The sequence below is a fragment of the Paenibacillus sp. TAB_01 genome (assembly GCF_043945595.1).
GTDB lineage: Bacteria > Bacillota > Bacilli > Paenibacillales > NBRC-103111 > Paenibacillus_S.
In genome coordinates this window covers 6,125,859-6,146,584 of record NZ_JBIFNP010000001.1, presented here as the reverse complement: position 1 = coordinate 6,146,584, position 20,726 = coordinate 6,125,859, and the positions used below count along the sequence as shown (strand labels likewise).

Annotated in this window: 17 protein-coding genes; 6 read left to right on the top strand and 11 right to left on the bottom strand. The window is 54.0% G+C overall.

Annotation, left to right across the window (positions count from 1 at the left end):
• Window positions 1-136 precede the first annotated feature (136 nt).
• Window positions 137-1,987, top strand: coding sequence for an ABC transporter substrate-binding protein (locus ACHHV8_RS29950; RefSeq protein WP_395162923.1), 1,851 nt, complete (start codon window positions 137-139; stop codon window positions 1,985-1,987).
• A gap of 38 nt (window positions 1,988-2,025) precedes the next feature.
• On the opposite strand, the gene ACHHV8_RS29945 is transcribed toward ACHHV8_RS29950, so the two are convergent.
• The 4 genes from ACHHV8_RS29945 to ACHHV8_RS29930 all read right to left on the bottom strand — a co-directional run bounded on the left by ACHHV8_RS29945 (window position 2,026) and on the right by ACHHV8_RS29930 (window position 5,013).
• Complete coding sequence (locus tag ACHHV8_RS29945; protein ID WP_395162922.1) at window positions 2,026-2,328, bottom strand: hypothetical protein; 303 nt, start codon at window positions 2,326-2,328, stop codon at window positions 2,026-2,028.
• Between the two features lie 116 nt (window positions 2,329-2,444).
• On the bottom strand, window positions 2,445-2,960 hold the full coding sequence (locus ACHHV8_RS29940) for a hypothetical protein (protein ID WP_395162921.1): 516 nt from the start codon (window positions 2,958-2,960) through the stop codon (window positions 2,445-2,447).
• A 151-nt stretch (window positions 2,961-3,111) separates the two neighbouring features.
• On the bottom strand, window positions 3,112-3,690 hold the full coding sequence (locus ACHHV8_RS29935; protein WP_395162920.1) for a thymidine kinase: 579 nt from the start codon (window positions 3,688-3,690) through the stop codon (window positions 3,112-3,114).
• A 159-nt stretch (window positions 3,691-3,849) separates the two neighbouring features.
• On the bottom strand, window positions 3,850-5,013 hold the full coding sequence (locus ACHHV8_RS29930; protein WP_395162919.1) for a PAS domain-containing protein: 1,164 nt from the start codon (window positions 5,011-5,013) through the stop codon (window positions 3,850-3,852).
• Window positions 5,014-5,268: 255 nt separating this feature from the next.
• On the opposite strand from ACHHV8_RS29930, the gene ACHHV8_RS29925 reads away from it, so the two are divergent.
• Window positions 5,269-6,255: a Gfo/Idh/MocA family protein gene (locus tag ACHHV8_RS29925; RefSeq protein ID WP_395162918.1), complete on the top strand. Its 987-nt coding sequence runs from the start codon at window positions 5,269-5,271 to the stop codon at window positions 6,253-6,255.
• A gap of 322 nt (window positions 6,256-6,577) precedes the next feature.
• The gene (gltB, locus tag ACHHV8_RS29920; protein ID WP_395162917.1) at window positions 6,578-11,161 is read left to right on the top strand and encodes a glutamate synthase large subunit; all 4,584 of its coding nucleotides are present in this window, start codon (window positions 6,578-6,580) and stop codon (window positions 11,159-11,161) included.
• Window positions 11,162-11,530: 369 nt separating this feature from the next.
• Here the strand turns inward: gltB and ACHHV8_RS29915 are convergent, their stop codons facing one another.
• A complete protein-coding gene (locus tag ACHHV8_RS29915; RefSeq protein ID WP_395162916.1) occupies window positions 11,531-12,913 on the bottom strand; it encodes an IS110 family RNA-guided transposase in 1,383 nt (460 codons plus the stop codon).
• A 352-nt stretch (window positions 12,914-13,265) separates the two neighbouring features.
• Between ACHHV8_RS29915 and ACHHV8_RS29910 the strand changes: the two genes are divergently transcribed.
• Window positions 13,266-13,589, top strand: coding sequence for a DUF4870 domain-containing protein (locus tag ACHHV8_RS29910; protein WP_395162915.1), 324 nt, complete (start codon window positions 13,266-13,268; stop codon window positions 13,587-13,589).
• A gap of 75 nt (window positions 13,590-13,664) precedes the next feature.
• Here the strand turns inward: ACHHV8_RS29910 and ACHHV8_RS29905 are convergent, their stop codons facing one another.
• From ACHHV8_RS29905 to ACHHV8_RS29895, 3 genes are all read right to left on the bottom strand, one after another.
• On the bottom strand, window positions 13,665-14,180 hold the full coding sequence (locus ACHHV8_RS29905; protein WP_395162914.1) for a hypothetical protein: 516 nt from the start codon (window positions 14,178-14,180) through the stop codon (window positions 13,665-13,667).
• A gap of 61 nt (window positions 14,181-14,241) precedes the next feature.
• Window positions 14,242-15,486 carry an ABC transporter substrate-binding protein gene (locus ACHHV8_RS29900; RefSeq protein WP_395162913.1) on the bottom strand — a complete coding sequence of 415 codons (1,245 nt, stop codon included), beginning with the start codon at window positions 15,484-15,486 and terminating at the stop codon, window positions 14,242-14,244.
• On the bottom strand, window positions 15,416-16,030 hold the full coding sequence (locus ACHHV8_RS29895; RefSeq protein WP_395162912.1) for an SgrR family transcriptional regulator: 615 nt from the start codon (window positions 16,028-16,030) through the stop codon (window positions 15,416-15,418). The genes ACHHV8_RS29900 and ACHHV8_RS29895 overlap by 71 nt, the downstream gene beginning before the upstream one ends.
• A 189-nt stretch (window positions 16,031-16,219) precedes the next feature.
• Here ACHHV8_RS29895 and ACHHV8_RS29890 point away from each other — a divergent pair, with 189 nt between their 5' ends.
• On the top strand, window positions 16,220-16,684 hold the full coding sequence (locus ACHHV8_RS29890) for a hypothetical protein (RefSeq protein WP_395162911.1): 465 nt from the start codon (window positions 16,220-16,222) through the stop codon (window positions 16,682-16,684).
• A complete protein-coding gene (locus ACHHV8_RS29885; protein ID WP_395162910.1) occupies window positions 16,675-18,477 on the top strand; it encodes a DUF4153 domain-containing protein in 1,803 nt (600 codons plus the stop codon). Before ACHHV8_RS29890 ends, ACHHV8_RS29885 begins: the two co-directional genes overlap by 10 nt.
• Here the strand turns inward: ACHHV8_RS29885 and ACHHV8_RS29880 are convergent.
• The 3 genes from ACHHV8_RS29880 to ACHHV8_RS29870 are packed head-to-tail and all read right to left on the bottom strand — an operon-like array spanning window position 18,401 to window position 20,652.
• The gene (locus tag ACHHV8_RS29880; RefSeq protein WP_395162909.1) at window positions 18,401-19,225 is read right to left on the bottom strand and encodes an HAD family hydrolase; all 825 of its coding nucleotides are present in this window, start codon (window positions 19,223-19,225) and stop codon (window positions 18,401-18,403) included. The two genes, ACHHV8_RS29885 and ACHHV8_RS29880, sit on opposite strands and share 77 nt — an antisense overlap.
• Before the next feature lie 27 nt (window positions 19,226-19,252).
• Window positions 19,253-19,645 carry a bactofilin family protein gene (locus tag ACHHV8_RS29875; protein WP_395162908.1) on the bottom strand — a complete coding sequence of 131 codons (393 nt, stop codon included), beginning with the start codon at window positions 19,643-19,645 and terminating at the stop codon, window positions 19,253-19,255.
• Between the two features lie 20 nt (window positions 19,646-19,665).
• Window positions 19,666-20,652 (bottom strand): peptidoglycan DD-metalloendopeptidase family protein, encoded by a 987-nt coding sequence (locus ACHHV8_RS29870; protein WP_395162907.1) that lies wholly within the window; start codon window positions 20,650-20,652, stop codon window positions 19,666-19,668.
• Window positions 20,653-20,726 lie beyond the last annotated feature (74 nt).

Here is a 20,726-nt window from a genome sequence, read left to right as displayed (position 1 = left end):
ATCCTTTTCTTCCTAATTGTAGATAGATAAAGGGGAATAAAAAGTGTAATCTCAATATGAGTCATTTCCCCTTTTATGGAGAGCGAAGAAAGGGATGCCGCTCCGAGGAGCAGACGAACAAGGAGGCTTAGATTCTATGCAGTTGTTGGAGCATTATGCCCGGCTTTATGATTTGTGGATGAAGCGGACCGAAGGCCGGCTTTCCTACGTGGAGGTGTCGGTGCCCGAGCTCTCCGCGTGGCTCCATTGTACGGAACGAAACGCTAAGCTGCTCGTCAAGGCCATGCTGCGACAAGGATGGCTGGACTGGCAGCCGGGCAGGGGGAGGGGCCACCGGTCTCAGATGTGCTGCCGAGCCGTCCCAGATATGCTCCTGGCCGAGCAAGCCCGCGGGCTGCTGCATTCGGGCGACATCCAAGGAGCGGTGCAGCTGCTGCACACCTCGTTTCTAACCGAGGAGGGAAAGGCGCAGCTGCTTCAGACGATCCGGCAATCGTTCGGCCCTCTTCATCAAGGCCAAGGAGAGGATGGCGGGCCGCGCAGCGCGCTCCGGTTTCCTTCTTACCGTCAGCTGGGCTCGCTGGACCCTGCCTATGCATCCCGACGTACTGAGCTGCACTGGATCCGGCAGCTGTTTGATACGCTGGTAAGGTATGATGCCGAGCGGCAGGCTTATTGTCCAGGCTTGGCCCATAGCTGGGAATGCGACAGCACAGCGAGCCGGTGGCGCTTTTATTTGCAAAAGCAGGTTCAATTTCATAACGGAGCCGTATTTACCGCGGAGGATGTCCGGTTTACGCTGGAAAGGCTGATGCTGCCAGGACCGGAAGAAAAGCGGGGAATTCCGGCTCCTTACCGGAAATTATTCGCAGGGATAGCGCAGGTGAAGGTACTGCACGAGCATGCCGTCGAGATCCGTTGGCACAGCGGCTGCTATCCCTGTCTTGCTTTGCTGACGCTGCCCGCAGCCAGTATTGTCCCTGCAGGCTTGTCCAACGATTGGTCTTGGAAGCCTGCAGGGACAGGGCCTTTCGTACTGTCGCGCCGGGAAGAGCGCTCGGTGCAGCTCAAAGCAAATCCCTTCTATTATAAAAGGCCGGCTAATCTGGATCTGGTTGAAATGTGGTGCTTGCCTGAGATTTACGAGCAGGATGGTCGTGAAGCTGTCGAAGTGCAGGAGGTCGAAGGAATGAACTTCTGGCATTACTGGGGCGGGCAGCAGACGGACGCTTCCTGGGAACGGGTGGAATGTATGAACCGAGGCTGTAAGTATGTGCTTATGAACCAGACAAAGGAGGGACTTCTTCAACATAAGGTGTGGAGGGATTTGCTGTACCGGATCATTCGCGAAGGGAACGCCATGGAGGAGCTGGGGGGGAACCGGGGAGAGCGCGCTGACAGCCTTGTGAGGGGACTGGCAGAAGCCTCTTGGCGGTTTGAAGATAAGAATTACGCAGCGATCGAGACTCCCATCCCGTTCGATCCTGATGGAGACAAGGGATTCATCCGGCCGTTACAGCTCGTCACTTATGCAGGAGCCGGCCATGAGCGGGACGCCGCCTGGCTTCAAAGGGAGCTGGTGAAGCACGGCATTCCGTTAATTGTCCGGATGGTTGAGTATGAGCGGCTCCTTCATCCGGATATTGCTGCGGAAGCCGATTTGCTCCTGCTTGAACAGCCTGTGGACGCCGACGAAGAAGCCGCGATGTGGTCTATTCTGGGCAGTGACCAGAGTCCGCTGAGAAGCTGCCTGATGCCGGAAACTCTGCAGCGGCTGAACCTTGGGCTCGAGCGGCTGGCTATAGAGCCGCAGCGGACCGAACGCTTGCGGGGGCTGATCAGGCTGGAGCGAGAGCTGCTGGATGACCGGGACGTCGTATTATGGTATCGCTGGCGGCAAATGGCCTCATTTCCGGCAGCAATGCAGGGAGTTAAGATCGGTCCTCTCGGCTGGGTCAATTATAAGTATGTATGGTTTAAAGAATAAAGGCCTGAGGGAGCCATCCCGGCAGGCCGATAGCTTGTCTAAGCGGATTGCAGAATCTTATCCAGCAAATTCCCGCGAATCATCCGGATTCGTTCTTTGACGTAAAAATCATATGCGGCGCCCTTGAGCTCCTTCAGCTCGACGGGCAGCTCCGTATCGTTATCAATAATCGACATGGTCCCGTTATCGTAAAATTTGAAGGTAAGATCGACCCAGACTACGCCTGCCGTATCGAGAATTTTATCAATTTGAGTCTCCGTCAAAAACTCGCTGTTATCGAGCATCCTTTGCTTATAGAAATCCCGTTCGATAAATCTGGCTTTCACCGCATTCGTAGTCATGGTCTGCACCCCTCTCAAATAATAGGAACGTTTGTTCTTATCTCTATTATACCAAACATTTGTTCTTAGTCAATATTTTACAAATTAATATTTTAACGGGGCGCTCCGGCCGCCAGTCAGCCTTTGGGCGTATTATCGTCAGAGGTTTCCGGCTGAATGGGGGAAGCTTGACCGGGTACAGACGGCTTGTTCTTGTTCCCGTTGAACAAGGTTTCCGTTAAAGACTGCAGCTTTTCCATCACCTTGCCGTAGCCGAAGCCGATCAGAAAAGAAATCGCGATTTTACTCGTCAGCGAATCGCCCGTTTGCAGCAGCAGAATGCCGCTTTCGAATAAAATAATCGTGATGATTGCCGCACCGCCGCACTTGATGGGCCGAAGCAAATACCAGAACAGCCACCGTTCGGTAAGCTTGTGGTAATAGTCGTGGAACAGCCTGAGCGCATACAAGGTGCCGCCGATCGAGCCTGCCAGGCCATAGTAAGCGTAGTCCTCTACCGCGCTGATTCTTATACCGAGCACCTCAACGAGAATGCCGCTGCGGATGGCTCCCATCATCCAGAAGCAGCCTATAAACCAAACGATCAAATAGGTTAATATGCCGAGCTTGTACCTCCAGTCTGTGCCGAACATGCGATTCACCGCCTTCAAGGACTGTTGTTACATCGTATGCCGGCAGGAACCCTTTGGTTACGCCTCCTCCTGTTGACTCCGCCATTGCCCAATAAAAAAGGACGAAGCGCAGCAGCGCTTCATCCCTGAGTATAAAGACCTTTAACCCGGCTTACGAAGTATAGGCTTGTTTCTTCTTCAATGCGTAGCATTTGCGGCAGACGGGAAGGTAGCTTTCATTGCCGCCGATTTGAATCTGAGCCCCTTCAAAGACCGGCCTGCCATCCTCGCACCGCATGTTCATGATCGCTTTTTTATCGCAATACCAGCAAACGGTTTTGATTTCTTCAATTTTGTCGGCCAAAGCTAGCAAATGATAGCTGCCCGCGAACAGCTGCCCCATGAAATCCGCCCGCAGGCCGTAAGCGATAACGGGGATGTTCAGCGCGTCGACGATTTCGGTCAGCTGAAGCACCTGCTCCTTTTGCAAAAATTGGGCCTCATCGATCAGGATACAGTTCGGTTTCTCCTGCTCGGCCAGCTTCACCATATCGATATGTTCATCGATTACAATCGCTCTTTTCTGCATGCCGATGCGCGAAGCTACGGTGCCTACGCCGTAACGGTCATCGACGGCAGGCGTAAACAGCAGCACTTTTTTGCCCTGCTCCTCATAATTATGGGCAGTGCGCAGCACTTCGATCGATTTGCCGCTGTTCATCGTGCCGTATCGAAAATAAAGTTTAGCCACGTAGATAGACAGTCCTCTCCGCTGAAATATGCTCTCTATGATAGCATAGGATGGGGTGGAAGAGTATAGGTCTTCGATGGGATTCCTGGGCTTCCCCGACGCTCCGAACGTGCAGTGATACGTCTTTCAGCGGCTCTTAGCATGTCCGTGGTCCGTGCATTAATGCTGGACCGTCCCGCCGCTCTCCCGGATATCCCGTATAATATGGAACAGCGCCACTACGGTCTGTTCCGCATTTGTGACCGGAGACAAGGTCAGCCGGACGTCAAGCAGCCTTCCGTCCTTATGGCGCCGCTTCGTTTCATAATCTTTCACGTGATGCCCTGCAGAGGCTTGCCGATACAGCTCCTGCGTTTCGTCAAGCAGCTCCTTAGGAATGTTCAGATGAGCTTGCCAAAGCAGCTCCTCCTCGGTGAAGCCGAACGCAGCGAGATACGCCGGATTTATTTGCACGATACGATGATTTACATCAAGGATCGAAATGGGGGCGGACGAATGCCCGATCGCCGAATCCAGCAGAAGCTTTGTTTCCTGATATGCCGATTCCTGCCGTTTTAATTCCGTCGTATCCCGGAAGAACAGGCAAAGTCCGTCTTTGGTCGGATGGGCCGTCATTTCGTACCAGCGCCCCCGCGGAGCATAGAAATCGTGATGATATACGGGGGTTTTCTCTTCCATGGCACGGCAGACAGGAGCGTAAAAAGCGGATTGGAGCGCCCGTGGAAACCGCTGCCACAAGTTTTGGCCGAGGAGATGCTCCTTTTTATCCTTGAAGGTCTTCTCCGCTGCGCGGTTCAGGAAGGTGAGCCTCCAGTCAATGTCAATCATAAAGAGAGAGTACGGAACGGATTCGATGAGCGTGTGGCAGGTTTGGATCGAATGATGAAGCTTGCCGGCCAGCATCGTTTTTTCCGTTTGATCCTGCATATGCAGCAGAAAATAAAAGGACGCCGTCGGCTCGTCCCGAACCAGCGATACGTGTGTGGAGCACCACAACAGCTCGCCGGTATCATGGATCCAGCGGAGCTCGGCTGCAAAGGAAGGAGCGGCGCCCGCTGCGAGCTCGCTCAGCAGGTGCATGGATCGGAGCAGCTCATCGGGATGCAGCAGCGCTTGTATATTCAGATGCCGCAGCAGCAGCTCTTCATAGCCCAATAACCGGCTGAAAGCGGCATTGGCCCGGATGAACCGGCCGTCCAGATGGAGGAGCGCCATGCCGAAGGGACATAGAGGAAACCAGCGATCGGCGAGCTGGGAGAGGGCTCCCTCTGCCGTATCGGCCGGGTGATGGTTTATATTGGAGTGAGGGACATTGGATAGCATGATTTAATAAGGAACCTCCGGATTCAATTCAGGCTGTAGGGGCGGCCGTACTGGGCGGAGAAAGAATAGGATAAACATAGCATGAGGCAGCGGGTGAAACAACGCAGAAATATAAAGAAATAGTTAAGTCTGAACTAAATTTTATTTTAGATGCGTTGGGAGGACGGAGTGTAAGAAATTGAACGTGGATTAATTGAACAGCGGCGCTTATAATGTAAAAAAAGCATTGGAAGAAAAAGGAGGCTGTCGGTAAAGTTGATACGATGGGCAATTATTGGAGCAGGCGACGTGGTGGAACGCAGAGTGGCGAATGCGCTGCAGACGGCGGCGGGAAGCAGCTTACGAGCTGTCGTTCGTCGGGATAAGGCCAAATTGAATGCGCTCGCAGAAAGGTTCGGCATTCCTTGCGCTTATACGGATGTGTCTCAAGTATGGAACGATCCCGAGATCGATGCGGTCTACATCGCGACACCGGTAGCAGTGCATGCGGAGCATGCTCTCGGAGCCGCCCGCCATGGCAAGCATGTGCTTTGCGAAAAGCCGATGGCGCTGAACACCGCGCAGGGCGGCCAGATGATTGAGGAATGCAGACGGTACGGCGTTCAGCTGGGCATAGCATACTACCGGAGGTACTATCCGAAAATAAGAAAACTGAAGGAGCTGCTCGAAGCCGGGGTGATCGGAAAGCCCGTTTATGCGCGCGCGCAGTTTAGCGGATTGACCGATCACGCAGGAACGGAGCGGGCTTGGCTGCTTCAGCCGGATATTTCCGGCGGCGGGCCCTTGATGGACGTCGGGAGCCACGTCATCGATCTGCTGTGTTTTATTTTGGGACGGCCGCAGCTGGTGACGGCCATGACCGGGAATATTTTGCAGGATTTGGCGGTAGAGGACACGGCGTCGGTGCTGATCCGTTACGCTTCAGGCTGTCAGGCGTCCGTTCACGCGAGCTTTAGCACGGCGGCGGGCAACCAGATCGAAATTTTCGGCACAGCGGGCAAGCTTACCATGGCCTCGGTGGAGGGCCCTATCCTGGAATGGACGGATTCGGCCGGGGAGCTCCGCCGCTTCGAGCTGCCGAAGCATGAAAATATGAATGTGCCGATGGCGGAGCATTTTATAGAAGCGCTCCAAGGAGATTCCATTTATTTATGCCCGGGGGAAGAGGGGATCCAAAGCTCCCGGATCATCGAGGCTGCATATCGTTCCGCAAATGAACGACAGCAAATATTGCTCTTTTGAGAGGGAAAACCATCAGAATCCGAACATTCGGTTCGATGCTAGTCGAAAAAGAATGGATTTTGCCGAAGGAAATAGATTTTTAAATTTACATGCCAAGTATCAGGTGTTAATATAAGACATATTCATTTTATAAGAGGTTCATAGAGTTATCACAGCTATGCCGATGGGAGCCTCCGTTTGGAGAGAGAAAAGGGCATGCGGAGTCCATTCGGATGGTTTTCGCCCGTCAGTTTAATACTTCACATCTGTGAAGCTGTGATCCTGCATCCTGTGCTTGTGAACGGCGGAACAAATCATATGGATAGGAAGGTTGTTGTACTGCATGAACAAAATCGGATTACCCATGAAACAAGGTCTTTACGATCCGCAATTTGAGCACGACGCTTGCGGAATCGGGTTTGTTGCCAATATTAAAGGTAAGCCTTCCCACGAAATCGTGGAGCAGGCATTGCGCGTGCTTTGCAATCTCGATCATCGCGGAGGCCAAGGCAGCGAGAACAATACAGGGGACGGCGCGGGAATCCTGCTGCAAATTCCTCATGGCTTTTTTCAAGCCGAGTGTGCGAAAGAAGGCATCACGCTGCCGGCTGAAAGCCAATACGGCGTGGGCATGGTATTCCTCCCACAGGATGCGTCCGCGCGGGCTGCCTGTGAGCAAGTGCTGGAGAAGCAAATTGCCGACGCAGGTTTGGCTCTGATCGGATGGAGAACAGTGCCGACCGACAATTCTACGCTGGGGGCTTCGGCCGTTTCGGCGGAGCCGTTCGTACGCCAAGTCTTTATTGACGGTACCGGGTTCGATTATTTGGCGCTGGAGCGCAAGCTGTATGTGATCCGCAAGCTGACGGAGAATGCGGTGAAGGGGCTCGCGCTCCAGGAGCCGTTCTATTTCTCGAGCTTGTCGAGCCGCACGATTGTTTACAAAGGAATGCTGACGCCGGAGCAGGTGAACCGTTATTATGTGGAATTGACAAATCCTGCGTTCGAAACCGCGCTGGCGCTGGTTCATTCCCGTTTCAGCACGAATACTTTCCCGAGCTGGGAGCGTGCGCATCCGTACCGTTATATCATTCATAACGGGGAAATCAATACGCTGCGCGGGAACGTGAACTGGATGCATGCGCGTCAGGCGATGTGTGAGACGGATCTGTTCGGTGAAGATTTCCGGAGCATTTTGCCGGTCATCGATACGGACGGCTCCGACTCCCAAATGTTCGATAATACGCTTGAATTTCTGATGCTCTCCGGACGCAGCCTGCCGCACGCGGTGATGATGATGATTCCGGAGCCATGGTCCAAGCATGAAACGATGAGCGATGAGAAAAAAGCTTTCTACGAATATCACAGCACCCTAATGGAGCCGTGGGACGGACCGGCGGCGATTTCGTTCACGGACGGCCGGATCATCGGCGCCGTGCTTGACCGGAACGGACTGCGTCCCGGCCGCTACTACGTAACCAAAGACGATCTGATCGTCCTCGCCTCCGAGGCCGGCGTATTGAATATCGAACCGGAGCGCATCGCCCGCAAGGAGCGTCTGCAGCCGGGCCGCATGCTGCTCGTCGATACCGTGGAAGGCCGCATCGTTTCCGATGAAGAAGTGAAACGCGGCATTATTACGGAGCAGCCTTACCGTGAATGGCTGAACGAGCATTTGATCTCGCTGGAGGATCTGCCCGCATCGGCCGAAGCGCCGGAGGCGGACTTCGAGACGGTGCTGCAGCGTCAGCAGGCATTCGGCTATACGCTGGAGCATGTGCGCAAAACGATCGAGCCGATGGCGAAGACCGGCGTAGACCCGATCGGTTCCATGGGCTATGACGCTCCGCTTGCGGTGCTGTCCGACCGCCCTCAACTGCTGTACAGCTATTTCAAGCAGCTGTTCGCGCAGGTAACGAACCCGCCGATCGATTCGAACTTCGAAGAGATCATTACGGCTCAAGGCACTACCGTAGGGCCGGAACGCAACCTGATTCAGCCGGAGCCGGAAAGCTGCCGTCAGATTCGCTTGGCGACGCCGGTGCTGACGAACGCCGAGCTTGCCAAGCTGCGGGATATTCAGCGGGAAGGCTTCAAGACGGTGACGCTTCCGATCCTGTTCGACCCGTCCGAGGGGACAGCTGCGCTTGAGAAGGCGATGGACGCTCTCTATACGGATTGTGACCAGACGATTGCCGACGGCGCGACATTGATTATTTTGTCCGACCGCGGGGTAGATGCGCAGCATGCCGCAATTCCGGCGCTATTGGCCGTATCGGGCGTGCATCATCATTTGATCCGCCAAGGCACGCGCACGAAGGTCGGTCTTCTGCTGGAATCCGGCGAGCCGCGCGAGGTGCATCATTTCGCCCTGCTGCTGGGCTACGGCGTGAGCGCGATCAATCCTTACCTGGCGATGGAAACGGTAGAGGATTTGGTCCGTCAGAAGAAGCTGAAGGACACGACCCCGGAAAAAGCGTTATACAATTATGTGAAGGCTTCTACCAAGGGCGTCGTTAAAGTATTGGCCAAAATGGGTATTTCGACGATCCAGAGCTACCGCGGCGCGCAAATTTTCGAAGCTGTCGGTCTGGACCAGTCGGTGATTGATAAATATTTTACCTGGACTTATACGCCAGTGGGCGGTATTCAAATCGACGTAATTGCCCAGGAAGCGATTTTGCGCCATCAGAGCGCTTATTCCGAGCAGGAGGGCAGCCGTGCGCTTGATTCCGGCGGCGAGCTGCAATGGCGTAAGAGCGGCGAAGATCACATGTACAATCCGGAAACGATTCATGCGCTGCAGAACGCTGTACGCACGAATAACTACGAATCGTACAAAAATTTCGCAAAGCTGATTCATAAGGAAAACGAGAAGTACGCTACACTTCGCTCGCTGTTCTCGTTCAAATCGAACCGGAAGCCGATTCCGATTGAAGAAGTCGAATCTGCTGAGTCGCTGTTCAAACGGTTCAAAACGGGTGCGATGTCGTACGGCTCCATCTCGAAAGAAACCCACGAGGACCTCGCGATCGCGATGAACCGGATCGGCGGGAAATCGAACACCGGTGAGGGCGGAGAGCATCCGGACCGCTTTACCCCTGATGCGAACGGGGACTCGCGCCGCAGTGCAATCAAGCAGGTAGCGTCGGGACGCTTCGGCGTGACGAGCAACTATCTGGTGAATGCGGATGAGATCCAGATCAAAATGGCTCAGGGAGCGAAACCGGGCGAAGGCGGCCAGCTGCCGGGCACGAAAGTATACCCGTGGGTAGCCGAGGTACGCGGCGTGACGCCGGGCGTAGGCTTGATTTCGCCGCCTCCGCATCACGATATTTATTCCATCGAGGATTTGGCCGAGCTGATCCATGATTTGAAGAACGCGAACCCGCGGGCGAGAATCAGCGTCAAGCTCGTGTCCGAGGTAGGCGTAGGCACCATCGCCGCAGGCGTAGCCAAAGGGAAGGCGGACGTTGTCCTCATCAGCGGCTACGATGGCGGTACGGGCGCCTCTCCACAGACGAGTATCCGTCATGCCGGGCTGCCGTGGGAGCTGGGGCTTGCCGAGACGCATCAGACGTTGATACTGAACAACCTGAGAAGCCGGGTCATCGTTGAGACCGACGGCAAGCTGATGACCGGACGCGATGTTGTCGTTGCGGCATTGCTGGGCGCAGAGGAGTTCGGTTTCGCTACGACTCCGCTGATCGCGCTGGGCTGCATCATGATGCGCGTGTGCCATCTGGATACGTGCCCGGTCGGTGTGGCAACGCAGAACCCGAACCTGCGCAAGAAATACGTGGGCGATCCGCAGCATGTCGTAAACTTCATGCACTTCGTCGCAGAGGATGCGCGCGAGCTGATGGCGGAGCTGGGCTTCCGGACGATCGAGGAAATGATCGGGCATACGGAAATTCTCGAAACGAAGCAGGCCGTACAGCATTGGAAGGCGAGAGGCATCGATTTGTCGCCGCTGCTGTATCAGCCTGAGGTAGGCGAAGAAGTGGGCCGCTTCTGCTCCGAGAAGCAGGACCACGGTCTGGACCGCTCCATGGACATGAAGGAGCTGTTGACGATCTGCGAGCCTGCGCTGGAACGCACAGAGCGCGTGCATGCGATGCTGCCGATCCACAACGTTAACCGTGTCGTCGGGACGATTCTCGGCAGTGAAGTCACACGCCGTTACGGTGCGGAAGGCTTGCCGCACGATACGATCCGGCTGCATTTTAACGGCTCGGCGGGTCAAAGCTTCGGCGCGTTCCTTCCAAAGGGAGTCACGCTGTCGCTGGAAGGCGATGCGAACGACTACGTCGGCAAGGGGCTGTCGGGCGGTAAAATCGCGATCTTCCCATCCGAGCAGTCGACCTTCGTTGCCGAAGAAAATATTATTATCGGCAATGTGGCTCTCTACGGCGCGACCGATGGGGAGGCCTACATCCGCGGTATAGCGGGAGAACGCTTCTGCGTCCGTAACTCCGGCGTCCGTGCGGTCGTCGAAGGCGTCGGCGACCATGGCTGCGAGTACATGACCGGCGGCCGCGTCGTCGTCCTGGGTCCAACGGGCCGCAACTTCGCCGCAGGGATGTCCGGCGGGGTTGCCTACGTGCTCGACGAGGACGGTACCTTCGCGCAGCGCTGCAACAAGGAAATGGTGCTGCTTGAGCAGGTAGAGGAGACGTACGAAGCCGAAGAGCTGCGCAACATGATTCAGCACCATGAGACTTTTACGGGCAGCGAGGTGGCTGACCGCGTTCTGAAGAACTGGGAGCAGTATGTGTGGAAATTCGTGAAGGTTATTCCGAAGGATTACAAACGGATGTTTGCGGCGATTGAGCGCGTGAAGCTTTCCGGCTTGAGCCAGCAGGAAGCAATGCTGGTGGCCTTCGAAGAAAACATGAAAGACGTATCCCGCGTCGGCGGAAACTAATAATATAGGGGGTTCCAGCTGGTCCATGTACCGGCTGGAGCCCTTTTTTTACATGATAGCGTACTATGTCAAATAGTTTTTTAGATATTTTGAGCAACCTAAACACACCTATGTCTTTGGATTTCCAAAAAAAGTTAGCAACTGACAGGAAAACGATAGACAGAACTGGTCTTTCTCGGATTTGAAGAAAATAGCTCCTATTTCAATCCTGCGATGCAATCTGGCTGAGTGCAGAATCTACGCTAACGTACAATACGCATTAACAGGACGAGGTGGATAAGGCTAATTTTCGAGTGTCCGATGGCCTCATGAATTTATTCGATCTCTCCTCAATCCCAGAAAGACCGGCACTGTCGTTTGTACTTAAAGTTAGGCAGCAGCCTGTAGAGCTGATGAAATAAAGCAGTTGTACTTCAATTTCTTGTTAATCTCCGTAGTGATCTGGTAGCTCGAAAGTTGCGATGCAAAGTAAGCACGATCTCGCAGCATGGCAAAGGCAATTTTAAGCATCTTATTCCCCATGGCAATGAAGATAGAACGCTCATGCTTTCCTCGGGTTTTCAGACGATCATAGAACGACTTCAAATCCTTGTTATGAAGACAGAGGTTGCGACCAGCCAAAAACACTACGTAGCGAAGATGGCTGTTTCCTTGCTTAGAAATATTCCGGTAGGAACCTTTGCCACCGCCTGTCTGCTTGATGATGGGATTGGTGCCTGCTTTTTTTATTAATTGGCCAGCATGAGTAAAGTGGGATACGTCCCCCATTTCAGCGTAGAGCTCGGCTGATGTAGACACACCTAGACCAGGGACGGTCAGGAGCAGCCTGCCATCGGTTTGAAGGAGTAGTTTTTCAATTTCCTGATCCAGTAACTCAATCTTGGCATCAAAAGCATCAAGGTCGCTTAGCTTCATTTTAAGTAGCATAAGTTCGGGACGCAGTTCTTCCATATTACGAGAAAGGGATTGCTCGGCAACATACAAAAGCTTGTGTATGGCTGTTTTACGCAGCTTTAGATTATGACGTATGGATAGCTTACGAAGCTCACTCTCACCTAAATTTAGAACCATGGATGGATGTGGATAGTGCTCCATGAAGAAGAGAGAGGCCTTACCCCAAAAGTCACTGAACACTTTAATCTTACGTGCTTTACCTTGACTGTGGTCAGCATAACCTTGATATTCACGCCAGATAATGTCCATAAGATTACGGATCTCCATGCGAAATACAGAACGTTTACGAATCTCTGAGCGTCTGGCTCTGGTAAGGACTAGGAGATGACGCTGAATACCGTCCAGCAAACGAGTCTCCGTAGCTTTATTGCTTTTAATCGCATGAGCAATTGCCACCAAATCAAGGTCATCGGTCTTACACCAGTTAAGAGCGCTAGCTCTTTCTTCATACGTAGAGTAGGGGTTGAAGATTTGCACTTGATACCCATGCTTGGCCATTTCGCGAATTACATCTTCATAGTAATGTCCAGTAGCTTCAATGCCGAGAAAGATGCGCTGCGCCTGAACTGCAGCAGCTGCACGATCGATGTTTTTAAGCAAGACTTGCATGCCAGATTCACAGACTGAGAAGAAGAAGGGTCTTTCAATCACGTCACCAAAATAATTGCAAATGAGGGCTTTCTGATGAAGTTTAGCTGCATCAATAGCGATGATGAGGACCTGTTCAAGATTTACGCCACGCAGTTGTTGACTATACTTAGCACCCTTGGTACCCTGAATATGTGAGGATTTCCCCATGTGACTCCAACCTCCTGTGGTGGGATAGGTATAGATTGAAGTTTCCCTGTCAGGTGCTTCTTTCTTCGGTAGTCGCTGGGAATTTCCTCTTTTCGTGTTGATTATATTACACGCCAGAATTTATATGTTTTCGGGGCCCCGCAAAGTACCTGAGTCCGCTTCGAAGCATAAGCCCCACTTTGTGGGGTTATTTTATGGACATATACTACCCTGGAGAGGCAGGGCATCCGTGGACACTTCTCCTGCGGGCTGGTTAGCTGTATTAATTATTAATGATATTTAGAAACATAGATGACGCCAGGAGGGCATATGCATAATCATTCAGCTGGAAAATCGGATTGGAGGTGTGCATATGGTTTCCAGTGACGAGAAGAGCCTGGCGCTGCTTTCCCATCTGCTCTGTCTGATTGTGGGCTTGTTTGCTCCGCTGCTGATTTGGCTGCTGAAGAAGGACGAATCCCAATTCATTGCGGAGCATGCCAAGGAATCGCTCAATTTTCAAATTTCCGTCATGATCTATTCGATTGTCGCCACGATACTTTGTTTTGTGGTTATTGGCTTCATCCTGTTTCCTTTTCTTGCGGTGTTTGCGCTGGTCGTCATTATCATCGCGGCGGTGAAAGCCTCCAAAGGCGAAAGCTACCGGTATCCGCTGACGATCCGGCTGGTGAAATAAGAAAGCGAAAGCTGTCTCTCCCTTCTGGAAAAGACAGCTTTTTTCGTTTGAGTTTGAGTTTGAGGCGGCGGCCGGTCAAGGCCGGTAAGGCCACACTTTGCTGGAACGCAGAGGGGCGGGGGGCAGCGCCTGGCAAATGGCTTTTCCGCCATTTCGCGTGCCTGTACCAGGGAAGCGCAGCGTAGTTACGATGTGCGGGGCATCGTCGTTCACCATACGTTTCAGCAGGCGAATCGGCGTGCCGTACTTTTTATAATCATAGTCCTGCTTGCTAGGATCGAGAAAGGCGCCTGGCAGCTCCTCAGGCAGCAGGTAGGCATACAAGAGACCGTTGTGCTCGGCCAGAAACACAACCGGCGAATCCCCGTAGCCCTGTTCAAGCCATTGCTTTCGGGTCATGCGGTAAACCAGCAGGGTCAGCACCGGATCGTACCGCTTTCCTTTGTATTTAAATGTGAAAAGGACCCCATATTCCGCATCGATCAGACGCTGCTGCCGTTCGACGGTTATGTACGTTTTCCACCAGCGGGGAAGCCGGAGGGTAAAACCGTATCTTGGGTCGCGGTACAGCATGAATTTTGGTCGTTTCAAGACGGCTGCTCCTCTCCTCAGAATAGGCGTATAGGTATACTCTATTCGCAGCCGTGCCGGATTATGGCTTATACCAGATGTTTTTAAACTGCACCCAATCCAGGGAATCGAGAGCAATGCCCTTTACCGATGAATGGTACATCGTTTTGAGCCGCTTGCCGTACAGCCATTGAAGCACATGATCGTCGCGCAGCCGGCGTTCGATGCTTTGGAGCAGCCCGGCTCTTCCCTCCCGGTAAGGCTCCTGCAGCGCGGCATGAAGGAACTGCTCGACGCTGGCTTTGCTGGAAGGCTCCAGATGATGCTGCATGCTCTTGTACAGGTCGATCAAGCGAAGCTCGGCATCGTTATCCAGCATAATGGAGAACAGCAGCAGATCGGCTTCCAGCCTGCGCTCTCCCTTAAATTCCTCCACGCTCAGCAGTGTGACGTCCATCGATACGCCTGCTTCCCGCAGAATCGATTGGACCAGCAGCGCATCCCGCTCATAATGCGAAATCGTGCAGAGCTTCAGCTGCTCTCCCGCATAGCCCGATGCCTTCATCCGCTCGCGCAGCTGAACCGGGTCCGAAGGCGGCGGCTCGATATCGGTTTGCCGGATGAAGCTGTCGACGGCGTAAACGGCGTCCCCGTCCAGCAGCTCCAACAGCTTTCGCCGGTCAATTGCGGCATAGACCGCTTCGCGTACGGCCGGGTCCTTGAGCGGTCCCTGCTTCAGCAGATTGAACGTGATGAACTTGCAGGTTGTCCCCTGCTGCTGCACCTGCTGCCAGGTGCTCTCGGCTTCATCGGGCAGCCGGTAGTTATGAACGATCTGGAAGCTTTCCAGCGTGCGGTATTTCTCCTGTGCCTGCATGTCGGGAACATGCCACAGTTCGACCCGGTCCAGATGGGCGCGTCCCTGAAAATAGGAAGGAAAGGCATCCAGCACACACATCGTATCGTCCAGAAAGGTCAGCTTGAAGGGGCCGGTGCCGACCGGAGCCCGGGCGAAAGGAATGCCTGAGGCCGATTCTTCCTCATAAGCGCCGGCAGGGATGACGGCAGCCCGGTGGGTGCTCATAAATTGGAGAAACAGCTCGTTCTGTTCCTTCAGCCGAATGGTGAGCGTCAACGGGTCCAGCACATCGACCGCTTCAATCTGCTGGTACACCCATCGGTACAGCGACCGGACCGCGGAATGCTTCAGCCGCTCCAACGTGTATCGGATATCCTCGGCCGAGAGCTCCTTGCCGTTATGGAACAGGATGCCTTTGCGCAAATAAAAGGTCCAGGCGGTCCGCGTGCCGGTCCGCTTCCCAGGCATGCGCAAGATGCGGCTCTATCGTCTGGGTGAGGCGGCTGTATCGGACCAGGCTGTCGAACAGCTGGTTCACCAGATGGGCCTCCGTCGTAAAATTCGTGAAGGCCGGGTCCAGCGTTTGGATCGGCTGCGTGAGCGGAAAGCGAAGCGTATCGTACCGCTTGCTGTCCCGCAGCTCGCTGCTGTAGCCGAAGTAGCCGTTCAGCCAGCTGTGAAAATGATCCTTCAACGATTCGGGAATCGAAGAAACGTTCATCTGCTCCAACGCCCCGCGCAAATCTTTGCGTTCGACCAGCTCCTTCGCGACCCCGATGATCATTTCTTCAACGGGAACGGTAAAGCTCAGAGCGGAGCGCTTGCCGCGCCCGCGCTGGGGGAGCCACTGCAGCCACCCCTGCTCGTGCATTTTTTTGAGCAGCAGCGTGGCGTTGCGGTGCGTGCAATCGAGTACGGAGGCGATATCCTCGAGAAGAATCTCCTGCTCCCGATGCTCCCCTATGTGGGGGAAATGCTCTCTCAAGCGAATATAATGACTTGCCAGCTTCATGTCGACCACTCCTATAGTTCAATTCTACCCTTTATTTGGAACATAAAATAGGAAATTGCCAAAATTAAAGTTTCGCTTTTTATTCCTATTTTAAAGCCTAGAATAAGAACAGAACAACCCACAGCTCCGGAAGACCCTCAGGCTTTAGGCAGTGAAGGAGGATCTACGGATTTTGAAGGAGGATGTAATGTGAGAAACGTCGTTTTGCAATTGGAAAACAGTCATGTTCTGCAAATGCACTGGACCGAGCAGTTCTTTAAGCAGTCGGAGAAGGAGGTGCGGCAGGGGGATTTCATAGAAGCAATGCACAATGTCATGTTCTACGCCAGTCTTTACATTCAAAGACAGCAGGAGCAGGAAGCAGGAGGCATCTCCGAGCAGATCCGGCTTCCGCTGGCATGGCAGTGGGGAGGAGAGGAAGACATTGTCGCGAAAGTGAAAGCGCAGGTTCCGCCCCGCTACGAACAAGTGCTGGATTGCTCCCTGGCCGTCACTGCGGAGGATGGAGGCTGCCGCGATACAAGCATGCACTTCGAGCCTGAGGCGGAGCTCAGAGAGCAGGCAGCGGATTTCATACGGTATATCCAATACAGGCTGCAGTTTCCGGGATCGTCCATGGGGGCTTCGGGGAGGGCGCAACGCCTATGGGGTTAGGGATGCTGCAGGTCCGGCAGCCCGTTAAGCCGCTGGCGGTCGTGCTGTCGGCAGCGCTGCTGATCGGCTGGCTTCACGAGCTGCTTTTTTACGATAAGGATTGGGGCGTTTCTTATCCGCTGTTTGTCCTGCTTTTTTACGTGTATTTTTATTGGGCCGTCAGGGAGAAACACGAATTCCATTGGGGCTCGGAGCTGTTATTTCTGATTCCGACGGCTCTGCTGTCCTTGACCTATGCTGTGTTTTCCAATGTGCTGTTCATGGTGTTGAACGCTTTGGCGGTACCATGTCTTATTCTGGTACATACTACCTGGACGATTCGGCGCAAGGAGCTCCGCTGGTTTGATCCGGCCTTGGCGGAGGCTGTGCTGGAGCAGGTATTCATTCACAGCCTGCGCTATGTCCCTTTGCCGATCCAGGCGTTAATGCGCGTCTTTACGGCCAGGATGAAGTCGGGCCGTTCCCGGCAGCTGTGGAAGGTAATGATCGGCCTGCTGATTTCACTGCCTATCCTGCTCCTGGTCGGTTCGCTGCTTTCATCCGCAGACGCCGTATTCGAAAGCGCCATTTCCCGGCTGCCTCAATGGCTGGGGAAGATCGAGCTCGGCCCTGTCTTATTCCGGGTGTTGTGGGTCGCTGCCGTAGGGACAGGCTTATTCGTCTATGTATGGGGACTGCTGTATCCTAAGCTAAGGCCCAGCATGCATGCGAGCATGAATTGGCGGGAGAACGAGGCGGACTTCGAGAGCAGGTTTGGAACGGGGGCTGCGGAACGGAAGACAAAAGCAACCGGCAAAAATAACGAAGAGATCGAAGACGGCAGGATCGGGGCGCCCACTCCGGCTTCTGTTCCGTCCGCTATTCCGTCCGGTACGGTTTCCGCCGGTCAGAACCCGGCGCTGCAGACGGCTGCATGGGGGACCAACCGGTTGGATCCGACGATCATGACCACCGTGCTGCTGATGCTGAATGCAGTGTATGTGCTGTTCGCGGCGGTTCAGTTTTCCTATTTTTTCGGCAGCATGGACGGATTGCTTCCTCCCGGCGTGACCTATGCGGAATATGCCCGGCGGGGATTTGCGGAGCTTGTCGCGGTCACGGTCATTAATTTTACCGTTCTGATGATTACGATGTACGGAGTGAACCGCCCCCGGAAGGAAGCCGGAATATCCTTTACGAGTGCTGAACCGAGAGCTGCGGTTTCCAGCCAAGCTCCGGACGCTTCAGCTGCCCTGCCCGGACGTAAAGTATACCGGGTGCTCACGGTTCTGCTGGCGCTGCTGATCGGATGCACCGGCGTGATGCTGGCTTCTGCGTATTTACGTCTATCGCTGTATGAGATGGCTTACGGCTTTACGATGGCTCGCGTGCTGGTGCATGCATTTATGATGTATTTGCTTGTGCTGTTTATCGCTGCGCTGTTCAAGCTGTACAATGACAGGCTTCCCTTAATGAAGCTGTATCTGATCGTCTCGATCGGTTCCTACGCGCTATTGAATTATGTTAGGCTGGATGCGATGATAGCGGCCAATAATATTGACCGCTACGAGAAGACAGGGCAGGTTGATACGGCCTATCTGCAGTCGCTTTCGTTCGAAGCCGTTCCATCGCTGCTCAGGCTTCGGAACAGCCATCCGGAAGCGGAGGGAGCCCAGCGGGCGCTTGAGATCATGAAGCAGCGGCTGGAGCACCGCGGGCAGCGCTCGTGGACGGAGTTCAATCTGTCCGAATGGCGGACGCGCAGGCTGCTGCAGGAAGTGCCGCTGACAGAAGAAATGCCCCTGCGTCCTTAGGCGCCAGGGGCATTCGTATCGGTATAGCCGTTGATGGCTGCGGAAATTTCGGATAGGGAGGAAAGTGTAAAGTACGCTCCCTGCGGCTCGATGTCCACCTCCACGTTGTTGAAGGGCACGACTCTTGGGCCGCCGGCATGAAAATGGCGTGAATGCCGGTCTTTAAAGCGGGAATGACATCGGTACGAAGCGAATTCCCGATCATCCAGGTCGAGCTGCGGTCGAGCTGATGCGAACGGATCAAGGCTTCCAGAAATTCAGCGGTCTTATGGCGGGCCACATGAATGCGGTCGTCGAAATAGCGTTCCAACCCGGCTTCCGTCACCTTGCGCATTTGAATTGCAGGGTCGCCGCCGGTGTACAGGTGCAACTCGTGCCCCTGTGCCTGAAGCTCGTCCAGCGTTTCGTACATTTGAGGGTACGGCTCGATGCTGTGGCCATAGACGGAGCTGCCCAGCTCGTAGAGACGCTCGGTCTCTTCCGGAAGCTTCCCGCGTCCGGTTAATTCGCTGTAAAATTCATACGTTTCCACGAAGGACTCGGGAAAATGGTTAGGCGCAAACCCGTTCTGAAGCACGCGGTCCAGATCGATTTCCGCCTGCTTCTTTTTGATTTCCGGCACAGAAATGTGATAAGAGTGAAACCACATTTCCATCAGGTCGGCGAATTGGTCGACAACCAGGTCGAAAAACTTGTTGCAGTAAATAAGCGTATCGTCCATGTCGAATAGTATGGTCTGCTTCTTCATAGGCTGACTCCAATTTTTTTCCACCCATTATACCACGGCACACGATAAAATCCTATCTTCGCCTTCGTCGTACATCCGGCTTGTTCCTTGGAAGACGGCGCCTTTCTCGATGATGAGCGAGGAAGCCTCCACAATACCGACAAGCCTTCCGGACGGAGTGATGCGAACAATGCCCGCCGCTACCACGGTACCTTCCATCCGCCCGGCAATCGTTACGTCTCTCGCCTGGATCTCCGAGTGGACGGAGCCCTTCTCTCCGATAACAACCTCGCCTGACGTCCGCAGATCGCCGACGACCTCCCCTTCAATCCGGATATCCGCTTGAGAGACGCAGCTGCCTTCGAGCAGTGTGCCTTCTCCGATCAGCGTATCGGTTAAGCTGCCGTTTCGAAGCGTTTTATTTTTATTAGAAAAGCCCATGCTGTACACTTCCTTCTATATTAGTCGGTTGCAGGTAAATACGGAGACGGATCGGTGCTTTTTCCCTTTAACAGAATTTCGTAATGAAGGTGCGGACCGGTGCTGCGGCCGGTTGTTCCCAGCTTGCCGATCACCTGACCCCGCTCGATGGCGTCCCCCTTACGGATTACGATCTCGTTCAGGTGCATATACCAGGTGCGCAGGCCGTTGCCGTGATCCAGCACGATATGGTTGCCGTGAAATTTATCGGAGCCCGTTGTGACGACCGTCCCCTTGGCGGCAGCGACGACAGGGTCATTCATTTTTCCAGCAATGTCGACTCCCCGGTGAAAGCTGAGCTTTTTCGTAAACGGATCTTTACGATAGCCGAACGGAGACGTAACCGTCCGGGAGACGGTCGGCCATAGACCGGGCCTGCGCAAAGCCTGCTCCTGCTTTTGCAGCATGCTGTGCTTGGATGCGACCCAGCGGCTTTCCAGCTCGGACATTTCCTTTTCCAAGGTTGCGTAGCTGGCCGTTGCGGAACGGCTGAGCGCTTTCATCTGCTGCTCGGTTACCGGATGGAAGGGCCCTCCCATACCCAGGGCAGCGCCTTCATCGTCAGCGGCGGACACAGGCTGCTCCGAATCGGAGGCCCCGGCATAGGAGGAAAGCTTTTTCAGCTCATGCTCCAGCTTCTTCATTTCCTCGACCTTATGGCGTACCTCGGCGGCTTGCTTGGAGAGCTGGAACAGCTCCGTTTGCAGCTGCTCGATCGTTTTATTTTTACTGGTCAGATCCTGCTCCAACCGGCTTGTGCGGTTTTGAAGCTTGGTCTCCGTCAGCTGTGTGGCCACCACCCGGTGGAAGTGAAGAATATGCAGGTAAGCTGCAGTTCCCAGTAACACAAGGAAGATAAGCATGGCCGCGCAGATCGATGCACGGGACAGACGAAGACGCATGACGCTTTCATTCGCTTCAGGAATAATGACGAATGTCAGCTTGTTTCGAAGCCATTTGAACCTCATGGTAACTCCTTTCGGTATGTTGCGATGTCCCTTGGCATAGAGTGGTAATATCTATCAGTGCCTGAAGGAGTGAT

Excerpts from the sequence above, each read along its gene's own strand:
- ACHHV8_RS29950 (WP_395162923.1), top strand. The coding sequence starts at position 137 with ATGCAGTTGTTGGAGCATTATGCCCGGCTTTATGATTTGTGGATGAAG.
- ACHHV8_RS29945 (WP_395162922.1), bottom strand. The coding sequence starts at position 2,328 with ATGACTACGAATGCGGTGAAAGCCAGATTTATCGAACGGGATTTCTAT.
- ACHHV8_RS29940 (WP_395162921.1), bottom strand. The coding sequence starts at position 2,960 with ATGTTCGGCACAGACTGGAGGTACAAGCTCGGCATATTAACCTATTTG.
- ACHHV8_RS29930 (WP_395162919.1), bottom strand. The coding sequence starts at position 5,013 with ATGCTATCCAATGTCCCTCACTCCAATATAAACCATCACCCGGCCGAT.
- gltB (WP_395162917.1), top strand. The coding sequence starts at position 6,578 with ATGAACAAAATCGGATTACCCATGAAACAAGGTCTTTACGATCCGCAA.
- ACHHV8_RS29915 (WP_395162916.1), bottom strand. The coding sequence starts at position 12,913 with ATGGGGAAATCCTCACATATTCAGGGTACCAAGGGTGCTAAGTATAGT.
- ACHHV8_RS29910 (WP_395162915.1), top strand. The coding sequence starts at position 13,266 with ATGGTTTCCAGTGACGAGAAGAGCCTGGCGCTGCTTTCCCATCTGCTC.
- ACHHV8_RS29900 (WP_395162913.1), bottom strand. The coding sequence starts at position 15,486 with ATGCCTGGGAAGCGGACCGGCACGCGGACCGCCTGGACCTTTTATTTG.
- ACHHV8_RS29895 (WP_395162912.1), bottom strand. The coding sequence starts at position 16,030 with ATGAAGCTGGCAAGTCATTATATTCGCTTGAGAGAGCATTTCCCCCAC.
- ACHHV8_RS29885 (WP_395162910.1), top strand. The coding sequence starts at position 16,675 with ATGGGGTTAGGGATGCTGCAGGTCCGGCAGCCCGTTAAGCCGCTGGCG.
- ACHHV8_RS29880 (WP_395162909.1), bottom strand. The coding sequence starts at position 19,225 with ATGAAGAAGCAGACCATACTATTCGACATGGACGATACGCTTATTTAC.
- ACHHV8_RS29875 (WP_395162908.1), bottom strand. The coding sequence starts at position 19,645 with ATGGGCTTTTCTAATAAAAATAAAACGCTTCGAAACGGCAGCTTAACC.
- ACHHV8_RS29870 (WP_395162907.1), bottom strand. The coding sequence starts at position 20,652 with ATGAGGTTCAAATGGCTTCGAAACAAGCTGACATTCGTCATTATTCCT.